23 protein-coding genes and 1 pseudogene are annotated in these 24,951 nt (G+C 38.2%); 7 read left to right on the forward strand and 17 right to left on the reverse strand.

Annotation, left to right across the window (positions count from 1 at the left end; all coding sequences use genetic code 11):
• The 4 genes from rsxC to PSE69_RS18610 all read right to left on the reverse strand — a co-directional run.
• Positions 1 to 1,787 (reverse strand): electron transport complex subunit RsxC (rsxC, locus tag PSE69_RS18595; RefSeq protein WP_272675311.1); only part of this gene is annotated, 1,787 nt, incomplete at its 3' end.
• Positions 1,780 to 2,406 carry an electron transport complex subunit RsxB gene (rsxB, locus tag PSE69_RS18600; RefSeq protein WP_104873503.1) on the reverse strand — a complete coding sequence of 209 codons (627 nt, stop codon included), beginning with the start codon at positions 2,404 to 2,406 and terminating at the stop codon, positions 1,780 to 1,782. The genes rsxB and rsxC, both read right to left, overlap by 8 nt.
• Positions 2,406 to 2,987, reverse strand: a complete 582-nt coding sequence (gene rsxA / locus PSE69_RS18605; RefSeq protein WP_004920088.1) for an electron transport complex subunit RsxA — start codon at positions 2,985 to 2,987, stop codon at positions 2,406 to 2,408. Before rsxA ends, rsxB begins: the two co-directional genes overlap by 1 nt.
• 88 nt (positions 2,988 to 3,075) lie before the next feature.
• Complete coding sequence (locus PSE69_RS18610) at positions 3,076 to 3,516, reverse strand: DUF2569 domain-containing protein (RefSeq protein ID WP_014656038.1); 441 nt, start codon at positions 3,514 to 3,516, stop codon at positions 3,076 to 3,078.
• Between the two features lie 233 nt (positions 3,517 to 3,749).
• Here PSE69_RS18610 and PSE69_RS18615 point away from each other — a divergent pair, with 233 nt between their 5' ends.
• Together PSE69_RS18615 and PSE69_RS18620 are read left to right on the forward strand one after the other, a co-directional pair.
• A complete protein-coding gene (locus PSE69_RS18615; protein WP_004920084.1) occupies positions 3,750 to 4,793 on the forward strand; it encodes an oxidoreductase in 1,044 nt (347 codons plus the stop codon).
• A gap of 52 nt (positions 4,794 to 4,845) precedes the next feature.
• Positions 4,846 to 5,820, forward strand: coding sequence for a bile acid:sodium symporter family protein (locus tag PSE69_RS18620; protein WP_121874643.1), 975 nt, complete (start codon positions 4,846 to 4,848; stop codon positions 5,818 to 5,820).
• A gap of 179 nt (positions 5,821 to 5,999) precedes the next feature.
• Here the strand turns inward: PSE69_RS18620 and add are convergent, their stop codons facing one another.
• The 3 genes from add to manA all read right to left on the reverse strand — a co-directional run bounded on the left by add (position 6,000) and on the right by manA (position 10,033).
• Entirely contained in the window at positions 6,000 to 7,001 is a 1,002-nt protein-coding gene (gene add, locus PSE69_RS18625) for an adenosine deaminase (protein ID WP_014656036.1), read from the reverse strand.
• 108 nt (positions 7,002 to 7,109) lie between these two features.
• Positions 7,110 to 8,744 carry a YdgA family protein gene (locus PSE69_RS18630; protein WP_121874644.1) on the reverse strand — a complete coding sequence of 545 codons (1,635 nt, stop codon included), beginning with the start codon at positions 8,742 to 8,744 and terminating at the stop codon, positions 7,110 to 7,112.
• Positions 8,745 to 8,854: 110 nt separating this feature from the next.
• The gene (gene manA, locus PSE69_RS18635) at positions 8,855 to 10,033 is read right to left on the reverse strand and encodes a mannose-6-phosphate isomerase (protein ID WP_121874645.1); all 1,179 of its coding nucleotides are present in this window, start codon (positions 10,031 to 10,033) and stop codon (positions 8,855 to 8,857) included.
• A gap of 179 nt (positions 10,034 to 10,212) precedes the next feature.
• Between manA and fumC the strand changes: the two genes are divergently transcribed.
• Positions 10,213 to 11,610 (forward strand): class II fumarate hydratase, encoded by a 1,398-nt coding sequence (gene fumC / locus PSE69_RS18640; protein ID WP_014656033.1) that lies wholly within the window; start codon positions 10,213 to 10,215, stop codon positions 11,608 to 11,610.
• A gap of 57 nt (positions 11,611 to 11,667) precedes the next feature.
• Here fumC and tus read toward each other — a convergent pair whose 3' ends face one another.
• From tus to PSE69_RS18655, 3 genes are all read right to left on the reverse strand, one after another.
• Positions 11,668 to 12,588, reverse strand: coding sequence for a DNA replication terminus site-binding protein (gene tus / locus PSE69_RS18645; RefSeq protein ID WP_040133188.1), 921 nt, complete (start codon positions 12,586 to 12,588; stop codon positions 11,668 to 11,670).
• A 131-nt stretch (positions 12,589 to 12,719) separates the two neighbouring features.
• Positions 12,720 to 13,286, reverse strand: coding sequence for a lytic polysaccharide monooxygenase (locus tag PSE69_RS18650; RefSeq protein ID WP_004920061.1), 567 nt, complete (start codon positions 13,284 to 13,286; stop codon positions 12,720 to 12,722).
• A gap of 88 nt (positions 13,287 to 13,374) precedes the next feature.
• A complete protein-coding gene (locus PSE69_RS18655; protein ID WP_004920058.1) occupies positions 13,375 to 14,637 on the reverse strand; it encodes an MFS transporter in 1,263 nt (420 codons plus the stop codon).
• A 116-nt stretch (positions 14,638 to 14,753) separates the two neighbouring features.
• On the opposite strand from PSE69_RS18655, the gene PSE69_RS18660 reads away from it, so the two are divergent.
• From PSE69_RS18660 to bioD, 3 genes and pseudogenes are all read left to right on the forward strand, one after another.
• Positions 14,754 to 15,656: a LysR family transcriptional regulator gene (locus PSE69_RS18660; protein WP_036940318.1), complete on the forward strand. Its 903-nt coding sequence runs from the start codon at positions 14,754 to 14,756 to the stop codon at positions 15,654 to 15,656.
• A gap of 101 nt (positions 15,657 to 15,757) precedes the next feature.
• Entirely contained in the window at positions 15,758 to 16,966 is a 1,209-nt protein-coding gene (locus PSE69_RS18665; RefSeq protein WP_121874646.1) for an ROK family protein, read from the forward strand.
• Positions 16,967 to 17,110: 144 nt separating this feature from the next.
• Positions 17,111 to 17,786, forward strand: a pseudogene (bioD, locus tag PSE69_RS18670) (dethiobiotin synthase).
• Between the two features lie 54 nt (positions 17,787 to 17,840).
• Here the strand turns inward: bioD and PSE69_RS18675 are convergent.
• The 3 genes from PSE69_RS18675 to ydfG form a co-directional block, all read right to left on the reverse strand.
• The gene (locus tag PSE69_RS18675) at positions 17,841 to 18,074 is read right to left on the reverse strand and encodes a DUF1161 domain-containing protein (RefSeq protein WP_004920046.1); all 234 of its coding nucleotides are present in this window, start codon (positions 18,072 to 18,074) and stop codon (positions 17,841 to 17,843) included.
• A gap of 26 nt (positions 18,075 to 18,100) precedes the next feature.
• Positions 18,101 to 18,472, reverse strand: a complete 372-nt coding sequence (locus PSE69_RS18680) for a DUF1283 family protein (RefSeq protein ID WP_004920044.1) — start codon at positions 18,470 to 18,472, stop codon at positions 18,101 to 18,103.
• Between the two features lie 80 nt (positions 18,473 to 18,552).
• Positions 18,553 to 19,302, reverse strand: coding sequence for a bifunctional NADP-dependent 3-hydroxy acid dehydrogenase/3-hydroxypropionate dehydrogenase YdfG (gene ydfG, locus PSE69_RS18685; protein WP_014656028.1), 750 nt, complete (start codon positions 19,300 to 19,302; stop codon positions 18,553 to 18,555).
• 236 nt (positions 19,303 to 19,538) lie between these two features.
• Between ydfG and PSE69_RS18690 the strand changes: the two genes are divergently transcribed.
• Positions 19,539 to 20,129 (forward strand): hypothetical protein, encoded by a 591-nt coding sequence (locus PSE69_RS18690; RefSeq protein ID WP_121874647.1) that lies wholly within the window; start codon positions 19,539 to 19,541, stop codon positions 20,127 to 20,129.
• A 377-nt stretch (positions 20,130 to 20,506) separates the two neighbouring features.
• On the opposite strand, the gene PSE69_RS18695 is transcribed toward PSE69_RS18690, so the two are convergent.
• From PSE69_RS18695 to PSE69_RS18710, 4 genes are all read right to left on the reverse strand, one after another.
• Positions 20,507 to 21,001: an AAA family ATPase gene (locus PSE69_RS18695; RefSeq protein ID WP_004920037.1), complete on the reverse strand. Its 495-nt coding sequence runs from the start codon at positions 20,999 to 21,001 to the stop codon at positions 20,507 to 20,509.
• A gap of 264 nt (positions 21,002 to 21,265) precedes the next feature.
• Positions 21,266 to 23,416 carry a peptidase domain-containing ABC transporter gene (locus PSE69_RS18700; RefSeq protein ID WP_154610213.1) on the reverse strand — a complete coding sequence of 717 codons (2,151 nt, stop codon included), beginning with the start codon at positions 23,414 to 23,416 and terminating at the stop codon, positions 21,266 to 21,268.
• 1 nt (position 23,417) lies between these two features.
• On the reverse strand, positions 23,418 to 24,692 hold the full coding sequence (locus tag PSE69_RS18705) for an HlyD family secretion protein (protein ID WP_272675312.1): 1,275 nt from the start codon (positions 24,690 to 24,692) through the stop codon (positions 23,418 to 23,420).
• 72 nt (positions 24,693 to 24,764) lie between these two features.
• A partial coding sequence (locus PSE69_RS18710) for a hypothetical protein (RefSeq protein ID WP_272675313.1) occupies positions 24,765 to 24,951 on the reverse strand: 187 nt, incomplete at its 5' end.

Raw genomic sequence — 24,951 nt, forward strand, 5'->3', positions numbered from 1 at the left:
TCTCCATTAGCCGAAACAGCAGGGGCCTCGGTTGGCGTGACGCTGTCACCGTTATTTTCTTGAGATGCTTTTCTTGCTTTAGCTCTTGCAAGTGCAGCAGCCACAGCAGCTTTACGAGGATCACTAGAAGTTTCATTAACCGCCGAGGCTGCAGCTTGTTTTTCTGCTTGTTTGGCTCTCGCTTGTTCTTTACGTGCGGCTCTTGCGGCAATAACAGCACTGTTATCCGGCGCCGCACCCGCTATCACATGAATATCTGAAGTTGCTGTTGCTTGTTTAGCTTTTACACGAGCGAGCGCAGCAGCAACAGCATCTTTGTCTGATGCTTCCACTTGTACAGCGGCTTTTTTATGACGCTCTGCACGGGCTAATTTTTCGCGTTCCATACGCTGCTGCTTCGCTTCAAATCGTAGTTTTGCTTCTGCGGCACGGCGCTCTTCTTGTTTGATTTCGCGAATTTCTGCTTTTTCTTGTCGATAATATTGCACTAACGGAATATTACTTGGACAAACATAGGCACAAGCACCGCACTCGATACAATCAAATAGGTTATGTTTTTGTGCTTTTTCGTGCTCTTTGCCTTTACTGAACCAATATAATTGTTGAGGCAGTAGGGCCGCAGGGCATGCTTCAACGCATAAACCACAGCGGATACAAGCTTCTTCAATCGGTTTTTGCCCAACTTCTTCAACACTAGGAACTAACAAGCAGTTGCATATTTTAACTACAGGTACCTTGAGATCTGGCAAAGTAAAGCCCATTAGTGGCCCCCCCATAATCACCATTTGCTCAGATGCAGGGGTAAAACCCGTTTGTTGTAATAGATGATGAACAGGAGTACCTAAGCGAGTCCAAAAGTTTCCAGGGGAGGTAATAGATTCACCTGTAACGGTGACAACACGTTCAATCAAAGGTTGCCCATCAATGACGGCACGTTTTATGGCAACAACCGTACCGACGTTTTGCATCAATACGCCAATCTGTGAGGAGCGGGCACCAGAAGGAACCTCTTTACCCGTCAGGATCTTAGTAAGCTGCTTAGCGCCACCAGAAGGATATTTGGTGGGGATCACCCGCACAAAAATCTGCTTATCATGGGCAGTAATGGCTTTCTTCAGTGCAGCAATGGCTTCAGGTTTATTATCTTCAATGCCAATAAGTATTTGATCAGGATTGAGTAAATGTTGCAAGACACGACAACCCTCGATGACCTCATCGGCATGCTCTTGCATTAAGCGATCATCTGCTGTGATATAAGGTTCACATTCGGCTGCATTAACGATCAATGTCTTGATAGCATCTTTCCCTCCCGCTAATTTAGACGCGGTAGGGAAACCTGCACCACCAAGCCCAGCGATGCCTGCTTGCTCAATTTTTTGTAATAATTGTTGAGGAGTGAGCTGTAAATAGTCAGGCTCAGGGAATAACTCACACCAAGAATCTAACCCATCGGCTTTGAGGCAAACTGATAGCTCTTTTAAGCCAGAAGGGTGTGCCGTGACCATCGGTTTTATTGCGGTGATAGTGCCTGAAGTTGAGGCATGAACAGGCACTGTACGACCGACACCACGGGTTAAAGGTTGCCCCTTGAGCACATGTTCACCCACTTTGACGATCAATTCCCCTTCAGGGCCTAAATGCTGCTGTAACGGGATAATCAGTTCATCGGGAATTGATGCCACACGCATTGGCGTTTGGCTTGACTGTAATTTCATTTCTGGCGGGTGTATCCCACCAGAGAAATCCCAGATATTGTCTTTTTTTGACCAATTAAACAACTTAAACATGCGCATCTCCTTTTACCGTGGTGAAAGGAGATTTCGGTTGTTGTTCATCAGGTGATACAGGAATATTTTTGACAGGAATACTGTTTAAATCCCATTTCCAGTTTGCAGTGGTCGTTTTCACAGGAACAAGTTCGATACAATCAGTCGGGCAAGGGGCTACGCACAGATCACAACCTGTGCAGAGATCTTCAATTACGGTATGCATAGCGCGCGTTGCGCCAACAATGGCATCAACAGGACATGCTTGAATACATTTGGTGCAGCCGATACAGTTTTCTTCATCAATAATAGCGACTTTTCGAACAGGATTCTGTGCGCTTTCATCACCATCAATTGGCTGAGGGTCTACGTTAAGAAGTTCAGCTATTTTCAACATGACTTGCTCGCCACCCGGCGCGCACTTGTTGATCATCTCTCCGTTATTGGCTACAGCTTCTGCGTAGGGGCGACACCCCGGATAGCTGCATTGACCACATTGACTTTGGGGCAAAATGGCATCAATTTTTTCAACAATGGGGTCTTCTTCAACTTTAAAGCGTAATGAGGCATAGCCAAGGATCAAACCAAAGATCAGCCCAAAAACGGCTAAAATGCCAATAGCAATCCATAACGATATCATTAGAACTTCACCAAACCACTAAAACCCATAAATGCTAAAGACATTAGTCCAGCAGTGATAAGGCCGATAGATGAGCCACGAAAAGGTGCAGGAACATCAGCGACCGCCAACCGTTCGCGAATAGCGGCAAACAGCACCATTACCAATGAGAAACCAACGGCGGCTGCAAAACCATAAACAGCAGACTGTAAGAAACCATGCGATTGATTGATATTTAATAAAGCAACCCCTAAAACTGCACAGTTAGTCGTAATAAGTGGGAGAAAGATCCCTAACAGGCGATAGAGCGTTGGACTGGTTTTTCTAACAACCATTTCAGTGAATTGCACAACCACGGCAATCACTAAGATAAAACTTAGGGTGCGCAGATAGAGCAGGTCGAGGGGCACTAAAATTAACGTATCCATCAACCAAGAGCTGATTGCGGCGAGTGTCATAACAAAAGTGGTAGCAAAGCCCATTCCGATGGCTGTTTCGAGTTTTTTTGATACACCCATAAAAGGGCACAGACCAAGGAATTTTACCAGTACAAAGTTATTAACCAGTACGGTTCCAATGAATAGCAAAAGATAATCAGTCATTTTATTGCCTGAAAACAAAATTAAAAGAACAAAAACTGACGAGCGTCAGTTAAACAGGCTGTATGATAACAAGCTATTTTTGTGATGCTTATCGATCTTGTGTGAAAGTCATCTTCACACGAGCAGAATTTTTGATGTAAGGAACAAAAATAGCAGCACCGATAAGTGGCCAGGCGAGTGTTTTTAGCGCCGTTAGGGAATCAATATTTGCAAAATAAAAGGTTTTTAGTCCAAGCAATAACAGGACTAACATCCAAATAATAAAACGGCGAGGAAAATGCCGAGAACGCATAAACATAAGTTTTAAGATATGAATAGTGAATACCATCATAACGATAGTGATCAGAAAAGATAAATACCAGTCGAATGGGATATAGTGAGTCCAATCATCAATTGTAGTGATAATTCGATATAACGTAATAAAATACATGACCACCATAGAGCATACAGCAAAACACGTTAATAAGATGAAAGCTGCGGGGGCAAGGAGCCAACCAGTAATACGATGGTGGTCATAAACAGGCGTCATATCAATTTAATCCATATTATAAGCTAAATCATACACTAAGCAGCAGTATCAAGAACTGTCTTTGCTTACACTCGCGACTAGTGAACGCATCTCTTTTATCACGTTGCTGAATCATGAATGACTTTTTAAGTAGCATCAATTCGAGGCTATCCTACCATAGTTTTATTTGCTAATTAATTCGTTATGGTGATACTTTTTATGGATTCAGTGAAAATTAATAAAATGAGGTCATTATGTCCGCACCAATAAAAGTCGGTATTGTAGGTTATGGTTATGCAAGTAAAACATTTCATGCCCCTTTTATCGCTACATTGCCAGGGTATGAATTGACAGCTATCTCCAGTAGCAATTCAGATAAGGTAACCGCTGATTGGCCTGATGTTGAAGTCGTCTCTTCACCTGAGCAACTGTTTGCAAATCCTGAAATTGAATTAGTCATTATCCCGACCCCCAATGACACTCATTATCCACTGGCAAGCCAAGCGTTAGCGGCAGGCAAGCATGTCGTTGTCGATAAGCCTTTTACTGTCACTGTAGAAGAGGCTCAATCACTACAACAGCAGGCACAACAAGCAGGAAAGCTTTTATCGGTTTATCATAATCGCCGTTGGGATGCAGGCTATTTAACACTGAAGAAACTGTTTGCTGATGGTTGCCTAGGCGACATTAAATATTATGAGTCACATTTTGACCGTTATCGCCCAGTCACACGACAAAGATGGCGAGAGGCAGCAGTCGCAGGCGGCGGAATTTGGTATGATCTTGGTCCTCATTTATTAGATCAAGCGTTACAATTTTTCGGAAAACCAGCAAGTATTACCGCAGATTTAGGGATGATCCGCCCAGGCGCTGAAGCCGTTGATTATTTCCATGTTCTTCTTCACTATCCAGATAAAAAAGTCGTTCTTCACGCAACAACAGTAGCTGCCGCTGAATCGCCTCTTTATGTTATTCATGGCATGAAGGGAAGTTATGTCAAATATGGTCTTGATTCACAAGAAGAAAATTTAAAAAATGGTCTGTTACCGACTCATGAAAATTGGGGAATAGATCAACGTAATGGCGTTGTGACGCTGTCACAAGGTGATGCGCTTATTTCCCAAGAATGGCAAAATGAAAAAGGAAATTATGGTGGTTACTATCTTGCCATTCATGAGGCAATCCGTCATGGTGCCGCAAATCCAGTACAGCCACAAGAAGCCATTGAAATTATGAAATTAATTGAGGCTGGTATACTTTCAGATAAACAAAAACGCACCGTTACTCTTGATTGTTAATGTTTAAATAGATGAGCCAGCATTTTTAGCTGGCTTTTTGTTAGGTAATAACATGAATTTGTTAGCAAAATTAAAAATTGACCCTTTTTTATTGATTATGATTGGCGTTGTTGTGATTGCAAGCCTATTTCCTTGTGAAGGGGAAATCAAAGTTGGCTTTCAGTATCTAACAACGGCAGCTATTGCGCTTTTGTTCTTTATGCATGGTGCAAAGCTTTCTCGTGAATCAATCATGGCAGGTATTGGGCACTGGCGACTACACTTATTAGTATTTTCAAGCACATTTATTCTGTTTCCTATTATTGGATTAGCTTTGCATTTTATGGTGCCGTCATGGATGTCACCGACGGTATACATGGGGTTTCTTTATCTTTGTGCATTGCCAGCAACGGTACAATCGGCCATTGCCTTTACCTCTGTTGCCGGAGGAAATGTGGCCGCAGCGATTTGCAGTGCGTCAGCATCCAGTATTCTCGGCGTCTTTTTATCGCCGATATTGGTGGGGTTACTAATGGATGAAGATGGCAGCCAAGCAATGGATACGTTGAATGCAATTGGCTCTATTTTATTGCAATTAATGCTGCCATTTGTAGTAGGGCACCTGTCTCGTCCACTATTAGCGAATTGGATTAACCGTAATAGTAAATTAATTAATATCACTGACCGTTCTTCTATATTATTAGTCGTATATGTCGCTTTCAGTGAAGCGGTTGTTGAAGGAATTTGGCAGCGTATTGATGGATACTCTCTATTTATGATTGCTGTGATCAGCTGCCTTATTTTATTTGTCGTTATGATCCTAAATACACTTGCGGCACGCTTATTTAAATTCAGTAAAGAAGATGAAATCACAATCGTATTCTGTGGTTCAAAAAAGAGCTTAGCGAACGGCGTTCCTATGGCAAATGTGCTATTTCCAGCCTCCGTTGTAGGGATAATCTTATTGCCACTAATGATATTTCATCAAATCCAATTAATGGTATGCGCGGTTTTAGCCCAGCGTTACGCAAAACGTTTAACTAAATAATTAATAGTAAAGTCGGGGGGATAATAACCCGACTTACTCAATCCATAGTCACCATTTAGTTACAACATACTATGGTGTTATCAATAATAGGCAAACTTAACCTTCAGAGAAAAAAGCTAAACAGGGCAGAAAAGGGGATTAACTGCCCAAAACGTGAATGATTTTAGCTTTATAGCAGGTTAGCGAAGGGCTGCTTTTTGTTTGAGTTGCTGTTTTTCATTTTCGCTGAGAAAGGCGATACTTAACCCATTGATTTGAGCCTGCTCTATTTCAGATGGTGTCAACCCAGCTTTAGGGGCGGCAACTTCATATTCATAAGCTAATTCAATGCCTTCTACGGCAGGGTCATCAGTATTAATCGACGCTAACACACCATGGTTTAAAAACATTTTCAATGGATGTTTCGCTAATGACGGTACAGTGCTGGTCTGGATATTCGAGGTTAAGCAGCTTTCAATACCAATTTTATGTTTTGCTAAGTATTCGATCAGCTTAGGGTCTTCACAAGCTTTAACACCATGGCCAATTCGTTGTGCCCCTAATTCTTTAATTGCATGCCAAATACTTTCTGCACCCGCGGCTTCCCCTGCATGAACAGTTATTTGTAAACCGGCATCGCGCGCTTGGGTAAAGTGAGAGTGGAAAAGGGAGCCTGGAAAGCCAAGCTCATCTCCAGCCAAATCCAATGCGCAAAGTTTGTCGCGGTGAGCGAGTAGGCCTGCTAACTCTTTTGCACAAGCGTCTTGACCAAAGGTTCGACTAAGGATCCCTATTAAATTAATTTTAATATCATACTGTTTGCAACCAGCCGTAATACCATCAATGACAGCTTCAACAACACCTTCAATAGGGAGGCGATGGTTCATTGCCATGTAATAAGGAGAAAAACGCAATTCTGCATAGTCAATACCCGCCTTATAAGCATCTTCGACGTTTTCTTGAGCAACACGTTTACAGGCATCGAGATCGGCTAATACAGCAACTCCCCAATCTAGTTTTTGCAGAAAACCGACTAAGTCAGCCTCTTGTGTCATTACTTGCACATGAGGACGTAAAGCTTCAATCTCATTAGCAGGTAGCGTAATACCGTGTTGTTGGGCAAGGGAAAGGATTGTTTCGGGGCGGATATTACCATCTAGATGGCGATGTATGTCTGTAAGTGGCAGTTGTCTGTTTATCACTGAATTGAGTCCCTTTATGTGTATGGATTAGCCAATATATCCTAGTATAGATGTGAAAACGCCAGTCAAAAAATATTGACTGGCGTTTAAGATTAATATTAATGCAGATTAGTTAGCTGGTTGTGCTACTTCAGCACCGTCAGCCGGCGCATCTTCGGTTTGTGGTACAACTAACTCTTCTTCTTCATATTCCATAGAGCTTTCTGGGCCTGCCATCAACTTCATCTTAGTTAAGAAGTCTGCAAGGGTATAGCTATCCGCGTTAAACGTAATATCATTACCTGCATATTTGATAGTCATGGTCAGATCGTTACCTTTCTCTATCATCCATGGTGATTTTTTCTGTTTCGCTTTTTCTGCACGCTCTTCGTCAGTCATGAACATTTCTTCAAACGGTGAGCTGAACATATCTGAAGTTAGGAGCATTTGTGCTTGTTCAAACTCATTTGTTGCTTGCTCAACATACATTTTCTTAGTTTCTGCATCAACAACTTGACCTTGGTCTAAAATAGCGATTTGAGACATTAACTCAATAGCCATTGGTTTGTTCAGCGTGAGGTTAAAGTCAAATGACTTAAATAAGCTCTTAACTGCTTCATCAACTTTGTTTGTCATTGCTAATTCAGTAAGCTCTTTTTGGTCCCACTTATTAAAGGTCATACTTAAGTCTGCCGTTGTTTGACCTGCAGAGTTTTTCCAGTAAAGAGGGCTGATAGAGAAGGTCGGTTGTTTTTTCAGCATTTCAGGCAATGTTTCCGTTATCATCTTCATTGCGATTTTTTCACCTGCTGCCGTTGGATTGCCTGACGCAATTCCTTCTGCTAATGCACTATTATATTGCTTAACAAATTCACCCAACGCTTTTGCATCTAGCTTATCAATCGAAATAACTACCTTACCGGAGCCTAAGTTTTGATCTAATGCGACTAAATCATCAATGCTGTAAGTGAAGCTACCTTTAATATTTTCTTTTTCCAGTGCAGAGTCTGAAGTCATCACTAAGTTTTTGAAAGAAAATTTAACCTCAGGGATATTAACATTTGCATTTTCTATAACAAAATCTTGTTTACCGATATAGAAATCATGTTCGGACTTAGTCAGGTTAGAAGTTAGTTTTAGCCCTTTTAACATCATTTCTTCTGATTTATCTGTATTCTGAATCAATAAGTTGTCAGTATTCAGTGTGGCTTCAATCTCGTTAAAGTCAGAAGAGGCATTAAATAATAGTTTTAATCCATTAAAGGAAATGTTTGACTTTTCTTTGGTAAATTCAACGGGTAACAAATCTAGATTTGCATCAACACTTTGGCCATAACCAACAACAGCAGTACCTGAAATAAATGGTTTACCTTTTGTTATTTCGAATAGCTCTTTGGTTGATTCATTATTTGCTAATTCAATATGTGCCGCGCCCAGTTTAGGCATTAAATTGAATTTAGAGAGTTGTGATAGAGGGAAAGGGCCGTGCTCAATATCAGTATTAAATACAAGACTTTCCTCTGGGCCAGTAGAATATACGGATGAGATAACGATATTAGCTTGCGAGGAGAATAGACCACGTTTAAAGTTTTCCACTTTGAACTGTAAACCTGAACTTGGAGCATTTACCTTAATAAATGAGTTGGTATCCTCAATCATATAATTTAATTCAGACTCAACTTTAGAGCCTGTGTACCATGATGCACCACACCATACAGCACCAATAGCAACTATTACACCAACTGCAACTAATGACTTTTTCATTATGAACATCCATCCTTTCAGCGCGTTGTCTTAACGCGCTATAAAAATTGTACAAGTTTTATCTAACCGTCTTTTGCGTGCAATCAAGACGAACAAAACACAAAAATACATTAAAGGTTATAGACACGAGCGAGCTTACCCACGCCTGTGGCGTAAACTTCTTTTTCAAAGGCCGCCAGAAAAACAGATTCTCCTGAACAGATTTTTAATTCATCATCGCCTGACTTCAAAACTAACTCGCCATCTATGCAGAAAAAGATAGAAGCCGTTTCATTAGTTATGTTTATCTCTGTGTCATCAATAGAATATATATTAAATGCAAAATCTTCTACTGGTATATGATATTTACAGATATTTCCTGTTTTTTCTGGTTCACTAAGTAAACTTTGGCTTGTTTTGGGGATAAAATCTACATTTGCTATCAATTCTGGAACATCAATATGCTTATTGGTCAGTCCAGCTCGTAGGACATTATCGGAATTAGCCATGATTTCTAGCCCAACGCCTTCAATATAAGCATGTGGCGTCCTTGCATATAAGAACATTGCCTCGCCAGGCTGCAACTCAACAACATTAAGCAACAGTGGGACAAATAAACCTGTATCTTCAGGATAGAGGCTAACCATTTGTTTTATGGTGTTCCATGGTTCGCCTTGGCGACTGTTTAATGCGGCTTTCAATACACCTAGTGCTAACTCTTTTTGTTCACCTGTGAGACTCAGAATTTGTGCAAATAATTTCGCTAATTTTTCTTCAGTTGGTAATTGAACAAAGAATTGAATTTCAGGGTGAGCCGCAGAGACAAAATCAAGCAGTTCAGCAATTTCATTGAGTGGGCGAAATGCGTTCATTGCTTTAAAAGGTGTTAAAGCATAAATTAGCTCAGGTTTATGATTATCATCTTTATAGTTGCGGATTGGCGAATCTAAAGGGATCCCCGCAGCATTCTCTTTTGCAAAACCAACTTCAGCATAAACCTTATTAGGATGGACTTGTACCGAAAGAGGAGTTGCGGCACATAACACTTTAAATAAAAAAGGTAAGCGGGAGGAAAAAGTGTCTGCTACTTTTTTACCTAGAATTTCTTCTGGGTTACTCGCAATATAATCAATCAGTGGGAGCGTTTGGCCTGTTTTGGTATTCACGACCCAAGAGCTCGCTTTTGGGTGTGCTCCCATCCATAACTCAGCCATGGGTAGATGTTCTGGGTTAGGGATAGCGTACAACTGTGTGAGTGCAGTGGTACTCCCCCAGTCGTAATTTTGAATCTTATTAATCATTTTTAGCATAGCCAAAACTCTCTTTTTCTAAAAATCAACTTATTTCCTTTTTACTACAATACAATAAACACGGTTAAGTCGCATTATTGAAATTAAATATGTGGCATTATAGGGGGGTGTTATCGGCTTACCTGCAAGCTGATGATTCCAAAACCGATTATTCTGTGTATGTACTTAAGGAGATAGTAATGGCAGCCACTCGCATTGAAAAAGACTCAATGGGACCAATTGAAGTACCTGCTGACCAGTTGTGGGGCGCGCAAACTCAGCGTTCTTTAGAACATTTCCGTATATCTGTAGAAAAAATGCCTGTTGCGTTGATCCATGCATTAGCAGTGACTAAAAAAGCTGCTGCAAGCGTGAATATGGATTTAGGCTTACTGCCTAAAGATCGCGGTGATGCGATTATCGCTGCGGCTGACGAAGTATTAGCTGGCAAGCATCCTACTGAATTCCCTCTTGCTATCTGGCAAACGGGGTCTGGTACTCAAAGTAATATGAACATGAACGAAGTACTGGCGAACCGTGGTAGCGAGATCTTAGGTGGACAAAGAGGTAATGAGCGTCTTATTCACCCTAACGATGATGTTAACAAGAGCCAAAGTTCAAACGATGTATTCCCAACTGCAATGCACGTTGCGGCCGTTGTTGCTATTCGCGAGCACTTGCTACCTGAATTAAAAGCGTTACACAAAGTATTAGATGCTAAAGCAAAAGAATTTAAAGACATCGTAAAAATTGGTCGTACCCACCTACAAGATGCAACGCCATTGACTTTAGGCCAAGAAATTTCTGGCTGGGTAGCGATGTTAGCGCATAGCGAAAAACACATTGAAAACTCTGTACCACACGTATGTGAGTTAGCGCTGGGAGGTACGGCTGTTGGTACCGGTCTAAATACTCACCCTGAGTATGCGGTTCGTGTTGCTAAAAAAATTGCGGAACTGACTGGCCAACCATTTGTTACTGCACCTAACAAATTTGAAGCACTCGCAACATGTGATGCTTTAGTTCACGCTCATGGTGCACTAAAAGGCTTAGCGGCGTCCCTGATGAAAATTGCTAACGACGTTCGTTGGTTGGCGTCAGGTCCTCGTTGTGGTATTGGCGAAATCGCAATCCCTGAAAACGAGCCAGGTAGCTCAATCATGCCAGGTAAAGTTAACCCTACACAGTGTGAAGCTTTAACGATGCTATGTGCACAAGTGATGGGTAATGACGTTGCTATCAATATCGGTGGTGCTTCAGGTAACTTTGAACTGAACGTGTTCCGCCCAATGGTGATTGATAACTTCCTGCAATCTATCCGCCTACTGGCTGACGGTATGCGTAGTTTCAACGAACACTGTGCGATTGGTATTGAACCAAACCGTGAAAGAATTGAGAAGCTACTTCATGAGTCATTGATGCTGGTTACTGCTCTTAATACACATATTGGTTACGATAAAGCCGCTGAAATTGCTAAGAAAGCACATAAAGAAGGCTTAACGTTGAAAGAGTCAGCATTAAAACTAAATTATCTGACTGCTGAGCAGTTCGATGAGTGGGTTCGCCCAGAAGATATGGTTGGCAGCATGAAAAGCTAATCAGCTAATTTATTAACTGAATATTTAAACACCTGCTCATCAATGGCAGGTGTTTTTTTATATTTCCATATATAAATTTAAGCGGGGTATCAGTAGCTCAACAGGCTTAGACCTTGGTCGATTACGGATCGCAATGTTATCAACATGGTAATCGGGTAGGTTACCTATCACAATATCAGTCAGTGATTTTTCAACCGCAAAAATGAGCAAAGGGTTGGCACAAGCGAACTGAGTTTGTTTTTGTTGGGCGCTATCCCAAACACGAGCAATAGGTTGCACTTTAACGGGGCGTTGTGTTTTAAGTACTACGTCATTATTTAATTGGCTGATCAATAGAATTTCTTGCTCTAATTGTTTCAACCACTCTTCCTTTGCAACTCCCAATGGTTGGCGCCCACTTTCCAATGAGCCTTGCAGCTTGCTCAACACCTGTTCTTTTGTCATTTTATTTATGACTTTTTTATTTGCCCAACCAAACCTTATGGTATCGATATCAGTAAGGTAGGTTAGAGTTCGATAGGTATTTAATGTCAGTAAACCATGCAGTGTATCATGAATAAATTCAAAGCGTTGCGATTCATCAACCCCTGATTTTTGAGTGACTATTTGTTTTATCTGTATTTTTAATTCATTGATCTCATCTAGCAAGACCCGAAAAGTTTGATAAGTAGAATAGGGGATATCAATACAGATCGCGCCAGGTAACCTAACGGCTGATTTATTACTGGTGAGTTCTGATTTATCATGAATAAATAATAGGTTATAATGTTCGATAGCATGTTGGATGGCGAGTTTACCTGTTATTTTTTCAACATCGATTTGTTTAATCTCATTATTTTCTTCTCCTTTCATGACATCCGGAAGACGAAAAACGGTCGCAGAGATAGAAGGTTGCTCAGCAATCAATTGGCTAAGTTCCGTTATTTTACTTTCTAACCGGTTAAAGCCTTCAATAAGGTCATATTTGGCATTATTCATTATGCAACATCCCTAATTAGTTACAACATACTGTACCTGAATTAATCATAACAAACATCAAGCATTGTGCAAATAAATAAGTTAACTAGGAAGAAAAGGGAGAGGCGACATCCCCCTTTATTGCATATGTTTTATTTGATATCGAGATCAATCACCTGATAAAAAGCATTCTCAGTGTCAGCGATACTCCATACAGCAAGTACTATTTGGTATCCACGATTTTCTTTTGGCAATACGCATTGGTGCTCAACAATGGTTTCTGGTCGTGAAGGGGTAGCATATTGACAAAAGGGTATTAAGATTAATTGTTCACGCGTTATTGGTAAGTTGGGGTTCCAGTCAGGCTTAGTAATAAAGTATTGCCAATTAGCTGTCGCATGCCTTGCTGTTAAATACCATTTAAAGGTTTGCTGAGGCTCTGTGATAATATTTTTTACCCATCGAGCTGACGTCTGTTCATCCAAAGCAGCAAAACGGGGAATACCTGCACTTGCAATCTGTCCATCTTGTGGCCCTGAAAGGGGAAAACCTTTAGGACCTTCTAGCGATTGCGGCTCGTATTGTATTGCACCACAATTGCTATTTAGATTTTTTTTACACAAAAAGGCTCGGCTTTTAGGCTCTTCTACATAACCATGTCCCAATGCGATAGCAGAAAAGCAGAATAAGAAGGGAAGTAATAAAAGTCGTTTTTTCATTTGTTGTCCTCATAATTGTTGAGGACAACATTTTCACTTAAACAAAAGTGCAAAATAAATTCCATCATTTGGTAAGTATTACCAAACCCTAACAGCTAACTTTCAACTTGTAAGCGATTAACATACCAATAATGAGTAATCCTGCAATAAACCAAGCTACACCAGACCAACCAAACTGAAACCAAAAGATCCCGCCTACAGTCCCTGCTATACTTGAGCCTGCATAATAACTGAATAGGTAAAGTGAAGATGCTTGACCTCTTGCTCGTTTAGCACGATGACCAACCCAACTACTCGCGACCGAGTGGGCAGCAAAGAAGCCCGTTGTTAGCACCGTCATGCCAAACAGAATGATCCAAAAACTAGAAAAGAGTGTTAACAATATACCCGCTAACATTAAAACTAAAGCAGCGATTAAAACTTTACCTAACCCAAACTTGTTAGTTAAGCTTCCCGATTTAGATGCGCTATAAGTTCCTGTTAAATAAATTATTGATAGCATGCCTACTGTTGCCTGACTGAAATGATAGGGGGCTTCCAGTAAACGATAACCAATATAGTTATACATAGTGACAAACCCGCCCATCAAAACAAAGCCTTCAATAAACAGCCATGGTAGACCTTTGTCTCGAAAATGAAGACGCAGATTGACCCATAAACTTTTTGGTTTTAAAGAGCTTGCTCGAAAATGTTGCGATGGTGGTAATAGACGCCAAAAGCTGATCGCGGCAATTAAAGCGAGTGCCCCTAATAGTATTACAGCAACGCGCCATGAATAGAAATCAGCAATCACCCCTGTAACAAGACGGCCACTCATTCCACCGATAGAGTTACCACTAATATAGAGGCCCATTGATAATGCGACATAACTCGGGTGAATTTCTTCACTGAGATAGGTCATGGCAACCGCTGCGACGCCACTTAGAGATAAACCCACAAGTGCTCTTGCAATTAAAATACCTTGCCAACTTTGCATAAAAGCACTCAACAAAGTAAATAGTGCGGCGCTTGTTAACGCTACTACCATCACATTTTTTCGCCCAATTGCATCTGATATTGGCCCCGTAATAAGCAGCCCTAGCGCCATCAAGCCGGTACTTAATGATAAGGAAAGACTAGCCGTTGCGGGAGAAACATTAAAATCCTCTGACAACATTGGCAAAATAGGCTGTACAAAATAGAGCAACGCAAACGTTGCTAAACCGACAGTGAAAAAAGAAAGAGTGACGCGTAAATACAACGCATCATCACGTTGAATATAATGTTTCTTCGGTAAGTTATGGGGGCTTGAGTTATCTAGCGTTCCGTTAGCCGTATTTTCAGTCGTAAGACTATTTGATGAATTTTCCATAAAGAATTCCTTGCCATAACAACCCAATTGATTTCGATCAAAGAATAGAAATCTCAGACTATTTTGTCTAATATATTAATTATTACCAATAATACTTTAAACATATCAAAGGAAAAATGGCTATTGAATTAAGACACTTACGGTATTTTATTGCTGTTGCAGAAGAGTTACATTTTGGGCGAGCTGCGGATCGATTGCACATTTCTCAGCCACCATTGAGTCAGCAAATTCAATCACTTGAAGAACAGATAAACGCAAAATTACTTGAACGAAACAATAGAAATGTTTCATTAACCCCTGCTGGTAATATGTTTCTCAAAGAGGCTTATCAAATTTTAGCCCAGGTCGATGCAGCGGCTACAAAAGCAGCACGGATGGAAAAAGGGGAATTAGGGGAACTTTCTATTGGTTTTACATCAACGACGCCGTTTATGAATAAAGTGACCATGAGTTTACGTCAATATCGTGAATCATATCCCGAAGTGGCTATCCATATGCATCAGATGAATACAAAACAGCAACTTGCCCCCTTACTTACAGGGCGTATTGATATTGGGATCATGCGTAATACCGAACTCCCTGAGCAGCTAAACTACCAACTTCTATTTAAAGAGCCGTTTATGGTTGCTGTGTATGAAGGCCATCCCTTATTAAAATATGAAAAAACAGGTGTCGACATTCATCTATTGGCGGAGTATCCATTAGTATTTTTCGAACGAGAGGTAGGTACAGCTCTCTATGATGAGATCCATAATCTGCTTACTTCCGCTGGCGTGACACCCAAAATATCTCAAGAGGCAGGGGAAGCAATGACAATATTAGGTTTAGTCTCTGCAGGTATGGGAATTTCGATTATCACAGAATCTTTTACCCGTATGAAAATTGACGGTGTAAAATACATCAGATTTTCAAATATTGAAGCCGCATCGGAAGTCTGGTTAGTCTACAATACGCGTAGAGCATTGCCTGCTGCTGCAAAAAAATTAACGGAATTACTGATTGAAAATATTGTTGGCTAAATAACGTGATTCAAATCACAAATAACATGTATGTCGGAGTAATTGCATTCTATATTACGCATAATAACTGACTGCTTTATAACGGGATTTAACACTGAATTATGGAAAACCAAACGGGTCATATTGATCAAATCAAACAACTAAACACAGGTATTGTCTACCGTGTGATTGATCAATATGGGCCAATTTCTCGGATTGCATTATCTAAACAATCACAATTGGCACCCGCAAGTATCACAAAAATTACGCGCGAGCTCATTGATGCCCATTTAGTTAAAGAAATTGAGTTTCCCGTTCTCGGCTTGCGAGGTAGGCCCGCGATTGGATTAGTCATTGAAAGTGAAGGGTGGCAGTTTTTATCTATCCGCCTTGCCTGTAACTCTATTAGCCTTTCATTAAAAGAGATCAATACACAAACTATCGTAGAACAAGACTATCTATTTGACGTTAAAGGTAATGAGCAATTTTCCAATACGCTCTCATCATTAATTAGCCATTTTTTTGCGACATATTCACGCCATTTAGAGCGTGTTACGGCCATTAGTATTGTTTTAGATGGTTTGGTGGAGCCTTTCTCTGGTGTAATTTATGCTTTGCCTTATTACGACATTGATAATTTACCACTTGGTCATTTTTTAACGGAACAAACTGGGCTACCGACTTATATACAGCCTTATGTTAATGCGTTAGCACTAGCCGATTATTTTTCTTTGTACGAAAAAAGAACAGCAAAAAATATCATTTATTTACAAATTGATTGTGTTGTTAGCGCTGCAATTATCAATAACGGCATTGCATTAGATAGTCATACGCGACGAGCGATACATTTTGGGCATGTACAAACACAAAACACGGGGGAAACTTGTTATTGTGGTGGTATTGGTTGCTTAGAAGGGGCAATCGCTATTCCGGCTATCTTAAAACATGCCGTGGAATTACAACATTTATACCCATCATCCTCATTTTTCAATCATGACATGACTATCGATAGTTTTTGTTTAGCTGTGGAAGACCAAGATCCACTCTGTTTACATGTACTCAATGATATAGCGCAAATACTTGCCAAACAGCTCGGTCAACTCATTAATATCTTCGGCACCGAATTAATTTTAATCAATTCTCCGCTAAATCGGATTTCCTCTGTATTTTATTCACTTTTACATCAATATTGCCATTCGCAGTCTATTCCTCTATATCGTGGTGAATTACGCATTGAACAATCTGAAGTTACTAAAAAAGAGAGTGAAACTGCATTAGTTCAACAAGCATTATATGATGGTTCTTTATTACTTCAGTTACTGCAAGGTTAACAGTAGTTAATAAAATTTTTGCTATTAAACAGAAAATTGAGCTAACGCAAACTTAAGAGTTACCCATTCCCATAAACTGATTCCATATCATTTTTCACTGCAACATGTATGCAGTCGTCTGTCACTTCAGGATAGAAAATAACTATGATGAATCTATTTGTTACCGGGACAGATACGGATGTCGGGAAGACAGTCTCCACGTTAGCAATACTGCAGGCTCTTAATGGCCAAGGAATTAAAGCTGTAGGCTATAAGCCTATCGCTGATAAGTGTATTGATACACCGGAAGGTATGCGGAATAAAGATGCTTTGTTAATACATGGGGCGTCACAACAACTTGTATCCTACGATGATGTTAATCCAATTAAAATCAAAGATAATTACAGCCAAGAAAACTGTATTGATTTCAATAAGATTAAACAAGGACTAGAAAACTTAAATAGTCAATGCGACACCGTTGTTATCGAAGGTAATGGGGGATGGCGCTATTTATTGGATGACAACACATTTTATACTGATTGGCTAAAAGGACAAAAAGTCGGCGTTATACTTGTCGTTGGCATCCAGCATGGCTGTGTAAACCATACATTACTGAACTGCAGATGCAATACGTGCCGATGGTTTGCCGCTTATCGGTTGGATAGCAAACCGTATCAATCCAGGGTTGGCACATTATGCCCAGATCATTAATCGCTTACAAAAACACTTAAAGGCACCGTTGTTAGGCGAAATTCCGTATTTATTACGACCGGAAGAAAAAACGCTATGTCACTATTTAGATCAAGATAAGATCAAAGCATTTATGTGCGAATATGCGTAGCTTATCGAGGATGATTGAAAAGGGCGCTGATAATAGCGCCCTGAGTTTTATTGATCAATGACGAGTATAAATGATCTTATATGTTTCATTTTGGCAATGGCCAACAACTTGCCCTTGCGCTTGTTCAGCCTCATCATTTGGAACAGCAACTAAGCTAAAATTATCGGCAGGAACGCCATTGTTAATAATTTTCTGCTTAATTTCTTCAATAACACTTTCACATGATGCTTGTGCTAACACTGGAGCAACGAGTAAGCATAGCGCTGGAAATATAAGTCTTTTCTTCATAATAACTCCTTAATGGGTTTAATGAGTTATGGGCGAGCTAATGGGCGTCCTGTATTTACATCTAGGCAGCGTTGTGTATTCGGCTCCCAATAAGCATTTAAATTAAGACTTTTCTCGCAGGCATCTTTTGCATCAAATGCAGCGTCAACCTTATCAAACTCTTTTTCAGTACGGGAATTTACTTTTGTACGTAAACTCCGTGTTTGATCCCACTGTTCCTTTTCTTGGCGTGCCTGCTCTTTTGTCAAAACACTATCAACATTTCCCGATGTAACACAAGTGCTTCCTGCTGAGCAGTTAACATTCCCTGCATGCGCTGCTGAAGAAAGCCCCAACAAAGGAAGGCAAAACACTACCGCCGCTAGACCTTGCTTAACAAACTTTAGTGATGAGCTCATTATAATTCCTTACAAAGTTAGTTCTATTCGACAATATAAACACAAATATAGCGCAAATTCCTTTAGAAAAGTACGAAAAATCACGCCTCTTTATAAACAGTTAAACCAGCAAAGGTTTGACAAACAGGCATCAATTCAAGTGTATTGACGTTCATACGAGCAGGCAATGTCGCTACCCAGTAAACCGTTTCAGCAATATCTTCAGGTGTAAGTGCATCCGCGCCTTTATAGATATTCGCTGCTTTATCATCATCACCTTTAAGACGAACATTAGAGAATTCTGTTCCGCCAACTAATCCAGGTTCGATATCAGTTACTCGGACTTTTTTGCCTTGGAGATCAGCCCGTAGTCCTAATGAGAATTGCTTAACAAACGCCTTAGTGGCGCCATAAACATTACCACCTTTATATGGCCAGTTAGCCGCTGTTGAGCCGATATTAATAATATGACCATGATTATTGGCAACCATAGTTTGCAATACTTCGTAGGTCATATTGACTAAACCTTTCGTATTTGTATCAATCATTGTTGCCCAATCGTCAGGGTTAGCCTCGAATGCGGGTTCTATACCTAGCGCTAAGCCCGCATTATTCACTAAAACATCAATATTTTTTAGTGCTGTTGGTAATCCTGCAATGGCATTTTGAATTGCTTTCCGGTCTCTTACATCAAGAGTAATAGGGTGAAAGTGCGAGCCTAATTCTTTTTGTAATGCTGTTAGTCGCTCTGTACGACGACCCGTTCCAATAACGGTTGCTCCTTGCTGAATAAAGCGACGCGTAATTGCTTCGCCAAAACCTGAAGTTGCTCCTGTGACTAATATGATCATATTTTCCCCTGTCATTTTATTATTGCTTCATATTATGTGGCTATTCTAGCGCTTGTAACTCTAACCTACAAAAATCTTCTTGTCATGATAGAGAAAATAGAGCGCATCCGCACAATGCTTGTGCTAACAACATAAAAATATTCATAAAGTGATGCATTAATGAATATTCTCAGTTATAACTAGTGATGAATAAAAAATCAGGCCAAGAAAGTAATTCGACATTAGGATGACATCAAATGAACTATCAAGTTGCACCATTTTGGCTGTACTCAAGTAAATTAACTTTGTTGATTATTATTGCGTTAGTCATTTCTTTTTATAACGTGACTGGCTTTATTTTATACCTAATATTCTTAGGGTTAATTTGGGCTGTATTGCTCTCTATTAAAATTCACGGATTAAAAGAAAAAGGCCTTATCCTTAGAAATAGTGAGACGTCAACATGGATGGTTTATATAAGAGGGATCCCAGTTCAAGAGCAACGTCAACACTTGAAAAATCCCTATTTTGCGATTAAAAATCAGGGAGTTAGTTTTATTTTCAAAGCATTATCTATTAAGCTATTTATTCAAATTTTCTTTATTGGGCTGATTTTCAAACAAACATTAGTTGTCGATAACATTTATATTCAGCTTGTATCGGTTCTCGCTAGCTTCGCAATTCTCTGGTCTCTACTACAAACTATATGGGCATTATGTGCCATAAAAACTGAAAAAATGGTCATTAATGAATTTATATCTCCCAGTAAATCCCAATGGTATGAGATTAGTTTCCGGACTAAAAAGAATACAGTCAAAACAGCTTTAGAGTGTATATTGTCACTGTAGCAATAAAAATAATAAATCTGATGCAGAAAAAGAGGTGACATTGCTACAAAAGCAAATAGTCGCTTACGGCAATTTGTTGAAGCTAAACTTAAACAAATAAACGCACAGTAATATAAATCAAGTTACCTTAAGTCAGCCAATTAACCATAAACACAACTCGTAACAACAAACAAGGATAGGCGCTACAGAGCTTCCAGATAAAGTAGATTTCATATGCTTCTTTAAAAAGAGAACATTTTTAACTGATACGATGGTATTACATATCAATATATTGAAACCAACAATTTCGATAAAAAATTGGCAGGTTTAGCTTTTAATTTAAGCTAAACTCAGTTAATCAACCAAACCATACTACATAATTTATAATATAATGAATTTTATAGCTCACTTTTTAAAATTTTCCTACATAAAGAAATATTCTTGATAGGGATGACTTTAGAAGATAACGCATTGTGTGAAGCTAAAAACTCATTTAAACGTTGATCATATTTTTTCGAAAAACGCAATAACTCAACTGTATTTAAGAGGGTTTCTTTAGGCTTTTTTCGCATAATTGTACTGATTAAAAATCGGTTGGCTAAACGAATAGCACGTAAGTAATAAGGCACATTCATCCTAAAAATAATGGAACATTCGAGAAGAAAAGGGTAAAGACGCTTATCATACGCTCCCTCAATAATCCATCTATCAGTACTTAAAATCATTTCAATCTGAGATTTAATGAATTCTTCTGAGTTTTTACGGTATTCATTTCCTGTCATATCCCAATAAATAGCATCAAATTCATACACTGGCAAAGAAAGTTCTTTTGCTAATTGAGTTGCTACCGTTGTTTTTCCTGCCCCTGAAGGGCCAATAATACAAATTTTCATTTTTTAAATATTCAGTTTTTTGATAAAAAATTGCCACTGGATGAGCTGAAAATAAAAGTCAGTCATTAAGCCTATTATTGGTGATAAATTGCCATGTTTATCAATCATGTAGATAACAATTCATATCAATAATATTTTAGAAAATCATAGCTAGAGCTCATTTTTCAACCCAATGAAGATTATATTCGATTAATTAATCATCATAACTAATAACGCAGTTATGAGATTTTTTGAGACGTTATCTCTCCCGTTCAACGGATAAAATCAATCATTAATTTTCGAAACGTCTCTTTGACTCCTTCTTTCTAACTTTGCTATAGCCTCCCAGGGGTTAAGTACCCGATCTACACTAGCGATTGTTGATTCCCGATGAGCAATTATAATTCTAGTTATTTTTAATGATGAGATAGATTGATTGATATAAGCTTCATTTTTTAAATCTAAATGACTTGTCGCCTCATCTAAAAATAATATGCTCGGTTGTTTATATAATGCTCTAGCTATCATTAGTCTTTGCTTTTGTCCTCCAGATAAACTACCACCTAATTCGCTTAACATCGTTTCATATCCCATCGGCATTTTCATGATTTCTTCATGTATATTAGATAAAATAGCGCATTCAACTATTCTTTTATCATCTTTAACACTCTCAAAACTGGATATGTTTTCTGCTATAGTGCCAGAAAATAGCTTATCATCTTGCAAAACACATGCTATTCTGTCTCTATAATTATTTAATCCTATCGTATCTACATTTATATCGTTTATATAAATATTTCCACTTGTAGGGCTTAGCAATCCAGACATAACCTTCATTAAAGTTGTTTTCCCCATACCGGAAGGGCCTACAATGGCCACACTCTCACCAGCCTTTACTGAAAAACTTAAATTAGAGAAAATTTCCATTGAGTGAACATCATACTTAAATGATATCTTATCAATGCGGATATCCATGCTTTTATTGGGTAAAATCAACGCGTTTTTGGGCTGGTAATTTTCAGTATCTGTAAAAATTACATCTGATACTCTATCACAGTGAAGAGTTAGCATCTTTATTTCCAATAGCATATTTATTAAGTTCGCAGCTCTCTCTGAAAACTGACTTCGATAAATATTAAAAGCAACAAACATCCCTAATGATATTAAGTTATCCATTACCATTAGTGAACCAATCCATAAGATAATGATATGATCTATAGATGATATTAGTGAGTTCGCCCCATAAAAAAACATGCTTAGTTTTGTATTTTTAATATTCGAATTAATGGCTTCAATATTTAAGTTTAACCAATTCTTTGATCTGGATAGACTTAGACCTAATGATTTTATAGAGGCAATACCATAAATTGTCTCTGTAAAATGGGAATTCGCTTCTGCACTCTTAACAATATATTCTTCAGCGTATCTAATATATTTATTATACATTAAAACTCTTAGTGCAATGTATAATAGGGTAAATCCCATAACAATTAAGACTAGCTTTGAGCCATACAAGGTCATCATTATAAAAAGCCCTATGACCATTACTCCATCAACTATTCCATTAATAATATTGTTTATTAGAGTATTACGTAATGAATCTAATGATTCTAATCGTGACTGGATATCCCCAACTTTTCTTTTTTCGAAAAAGTTAAGGGGCAATTTCATTAAGTAATCAAAAAAGCTTATTTTCCATTGAACATTGACCAATGTATCTATAAATAAAGAAACCCATGCCCGAACAAATCTCAACGCAGTATTGAGCAATGTGAAAATAAACAAACCAAGTATCACTAGTGTCAGTAGGCTATAGTCACTAGATATTACAACATGGTCCATGATTAACTGGGTTCCTATAGGAAATGCAATATTTAGTCCCTCAATTAAAAATGATAAGCACAATACTTTTAATAGTGATGAAGGAAAGTTCGTTATGTTGTTTAACAATGTCCTTATATTTAACCTGGAAATCTTTTTTACTTTCTTAAAGTTACTGTCAGGCCACACTTCCATGGCTACACCGGAAAAACTATTTGAAAACTCATTAATATTGATTGTTCTTTTACCTATCGCTGGATCTTGAATAATGAATTTGTTATTCCTAATTGCGATTAATACAACAAAATGATTCATATTCCAATGCAGTATACAGGGTTTCTTCATTAAGTTTAATTCATCAATATCAATTGATAATGCTCTTGTTTTTAAATTTAAATTTATCAAAGCTTCAATTAAGCTTTGAAGTGTTGCTCCTTGAGATGAAATCCCAAATTCTCTTCTTAGATTAACCAAATCTATTTCCATTCCATAGTATCTGCAGATCATGGCTATACAGGCCAAGCCACACTCTGATGATTCAGATTGAATAATATTAGGTATTCTTCGTTTGAATTTAAGATCTAATCTATCTAAAACAAAATTAATATCTACCATGCTATTTACCTTCAGAAACGCTAGAGTCATAATACGATGATGTCACCCATTGATAAAGAGGCCGTTTTTCTAAAGATAATATAGCTTCAGCCTTTAAACCGTTGGATAAATACAATGTTTTATTTTTATATTTTATGCTTTGATTATCTAATTCAACTATTACTTTGTAAAAAGATGTATTAAAAGAGCTTTGTAAGTTTACTGGTGAGCTGGAATATAATAACATTTCATTTTTTGAAATGGGTAATTTTGATATCATAGATATACTTCCTGAAAACTGTCCAAATTTTTGGTAAGGAAAAGAGTCATAGCGTATTTTTATTTTGTCCTTTACATTTAAATAGGGGACGCTACTACTTGGAACCCATAAAATCAATTGATACCCTGATTCATCGCTTCTAATTATTTTTATGATATTTTCTCCAGGGTCAATAAGCTGCCCCTCATTAACATTTAAAGTATCAATAAAACCATCAATTGGTGACAGAATAAATAAAGTATTATTTGCATTTGCTTCAGATAACTGCTTTTGAAGATCTATTTTTTGAGATTCATACTTATATATTTGAGTATCAAAATCAGCCATCTTTATCTTTAAGTCATTTTCTAAGTTTGATATCATTAAAGAGTCTTGATTTATTTGGTTTCTTATACCCTGATAAGCCACTTGCTGCTGATAAAATATGTTACTTTGATTTGTTAATTGTTCTTTATTAATCATTCCTTTTTTCAAATAAATCCTATAATTATCTAAACTCAATTTAGCTTCATTGAGACTTTTTAAAATAGCGAGTCCCATGTCTTTATTTTGAATATTAGACTTCTTATATAAATTTATTTGTGTTTCTATATTGTTTTTTGTCATTTCTTTGCTATCTATTGTCTTTTTAATTATATCATCAATTTTTTCCACTTGATAATTAATGGAATTAACTGTGTTAACACCTAGATTCCCATTTTTTGTTACCTTGCTAATATCTAGTTGATATATTTTTTGTCCTTTTTTTACATAATCACCGACATTAACAAATTTTTTAATAACAATACTTTGTTGCGTTACGGATATATTTACAGGTTGTTTCTTTGATATTACCTCACCAATAACCGTTTCTTTCCTAGTAATATCTAGGAACAAAAACATAAATAATGCTATAGAAATAAAAAAAACTGATATTACAATATAAAATAACAATGGGATTTTTGAGATAATTAGAGCTTTACCTGTCCATCGACTTTTTTTATACTCTAATGCTTCTTCTCTAAATATACCATTCATAATCACCCTCTATTTAAAATAGAGCGACTGATATAGTCGCTCTATTAATATTTAATACTTAATAACTAATACTTAGTAAGTAACGTTAAAAGTACTACCATTGTTACCAATAGCATTAAAATTATAGGAATCTTTAATGACAGTGGTGGTTACTGTTACCCCTTTTACCACTGGAGTTGGGGCTGGAGCTGGAACAGAGGGTTGAACACTAACTTTTGGTGTAGTTGTAACAGGTGGCTTGCAGAGATTAAAAGTGCCG

Source organism: Providencia sp. PROV122 (assembly GCF_028482365.1).
GTDB lineage: Bacteria > Pseudomonadota > Gammaproteobacteria > Enterobacterales > Enterobacteriaceae > Providencia > Providencia stuartii.

Bases quoted from the DNA above. Each gene is read 5' to 3' on its own strand.
- rsxB (WP_104873503.1), bottom strand. From the start codon at position 2,406: ATGATATCGTTATGGATTGCTATTGGCATTTTAGCCGTTTTTGGGCTG.
- rsxA (WP_004920088.1), bottom strand. From the start codon at position 2,987: ATGACTGATTATCTTTTGCTATTCATTGGAACCGTACTGGTTAATAAC.
- PSE69_RS18610 (WP_014656038.1), bottom strand. From the start codon at position 3,516: ATGACGCCTGTTTATGACCACCATCGTATTACTGGTTGGCTCCTTGCC.
- PSE69_RS18615 (WP_004920084.1), top strand. From the start codon at position 3,750: ATGTCCGCACCAATAAAAGTCGGTATTGTAGGTTATGGTTATGCAAGT.
- PSE69_RS18620 (WP_121874643.1), top strand. From the start codon at position 4,846: ATGAATTTGTTAGCAAAATTAAAAATTGACCCTTTTTTATTGATTATG.
- PSE69_RS18630 (WP_121874644.1), bottom strand. From the start codon at position 8,744: ATGAAAAAGTCATTAGTTGCAGTTGGTGTAATAGTTGCTATTGGTGCT.
- manA (WP_121874645.1), bottom strand. From the start codon at position 10,033: ATGCTAAAAATGATTAATAAGATTCAAAATTACGACTGGGGGAGTACC.
- fumC (WP_014656033.1), top strand. From the start codon at position 10,213: ATGGCAGCCACTCGCATTGAAAAAGACTCAATGGGACCAATTGAAGTA.
- tus (WP_040133188.1), bottom strand. From the start codon at position 12,588: ATGAATAATGCCAAATATGACCTTATTGAAGGCTTTAACCGGTTAGAA.
- PSE69_RS18650 (WP_004920061.1), bottom strand. From the start codon at position 13,286: ATGAAAAAACGACTTTTATTACTTCCCTTCTTATTCTGCTTTTCTGCT.
- PSE69_RS18655 (WP_004920058.1), bottom strand. From the start codon at position 14,637: ATGGAAAATTCATCAAATAGTCTTACGACTGAAAATACGGCTAACGGA.
- PSE69_RS18660 (WP_036940318.1), top strand. From the start codon at position 14,754: ATGGCTATTGAATTAAGACACTTACGGTATTTTATTGCTGTTGCAGAA.
- PSE69_RS18665 (WP_121874646.1), top strand. From the start codon at position 15,758: ATGGAAAACCAAACGGGTCATATTGATCAAATCAAACAACTAAACACA.
- PSE69_RS18675 (WP_004920046.1), bottom strand. From the start codon at position 18,074: ATGAAGAAAAGACTTATATTTCCAGCGCTATGCTTACTCGTTGCTCCA.
- PSE69_RS18680 (WP_004920044.1), bottom strand. From the start codon at position 18,472: ATGAGCTCATCACTAAAGTTTGTTAAGCAAGGTCTAGCGGCGGTAGTG.
- ydfG (WP_014656028.1), bottom strand. From the start codon at position 19,302: ATGATCATATTAGTCACAGGAGCAACTTCAGGTTTTGGCGAAGCAATT.
- PSE69_RS18690 (WP_121874647.1), top strand. From the start codon at position 19,539: ATGAACTATCAAGTTGCACCATTTTGGCTGTACTCAAGTAAATTAACT.
- PSE69_RS18695 (WP_004920037.1), bottom strand. From the start codon at position 21,001: ATGAAAATTTGTATTATTGGCCCTTCAGGGGCAGGAAAAACAACGGTA.
- PSE69_RS18700 (WP_154610213.1), bottom strand. From the start codon at position 23,416: ATGGTAGATATTAATTTTGTTTTAGATAGATTAGATCTTAAATTCAAA.
- PSE69_RS18705 (WP_272675312.1), bottom strand. From the start codon at position 24,692: ATGAATGGTATATTTAGAGAAGAAGCATTAGAGTATAAAAAAAGTCGA.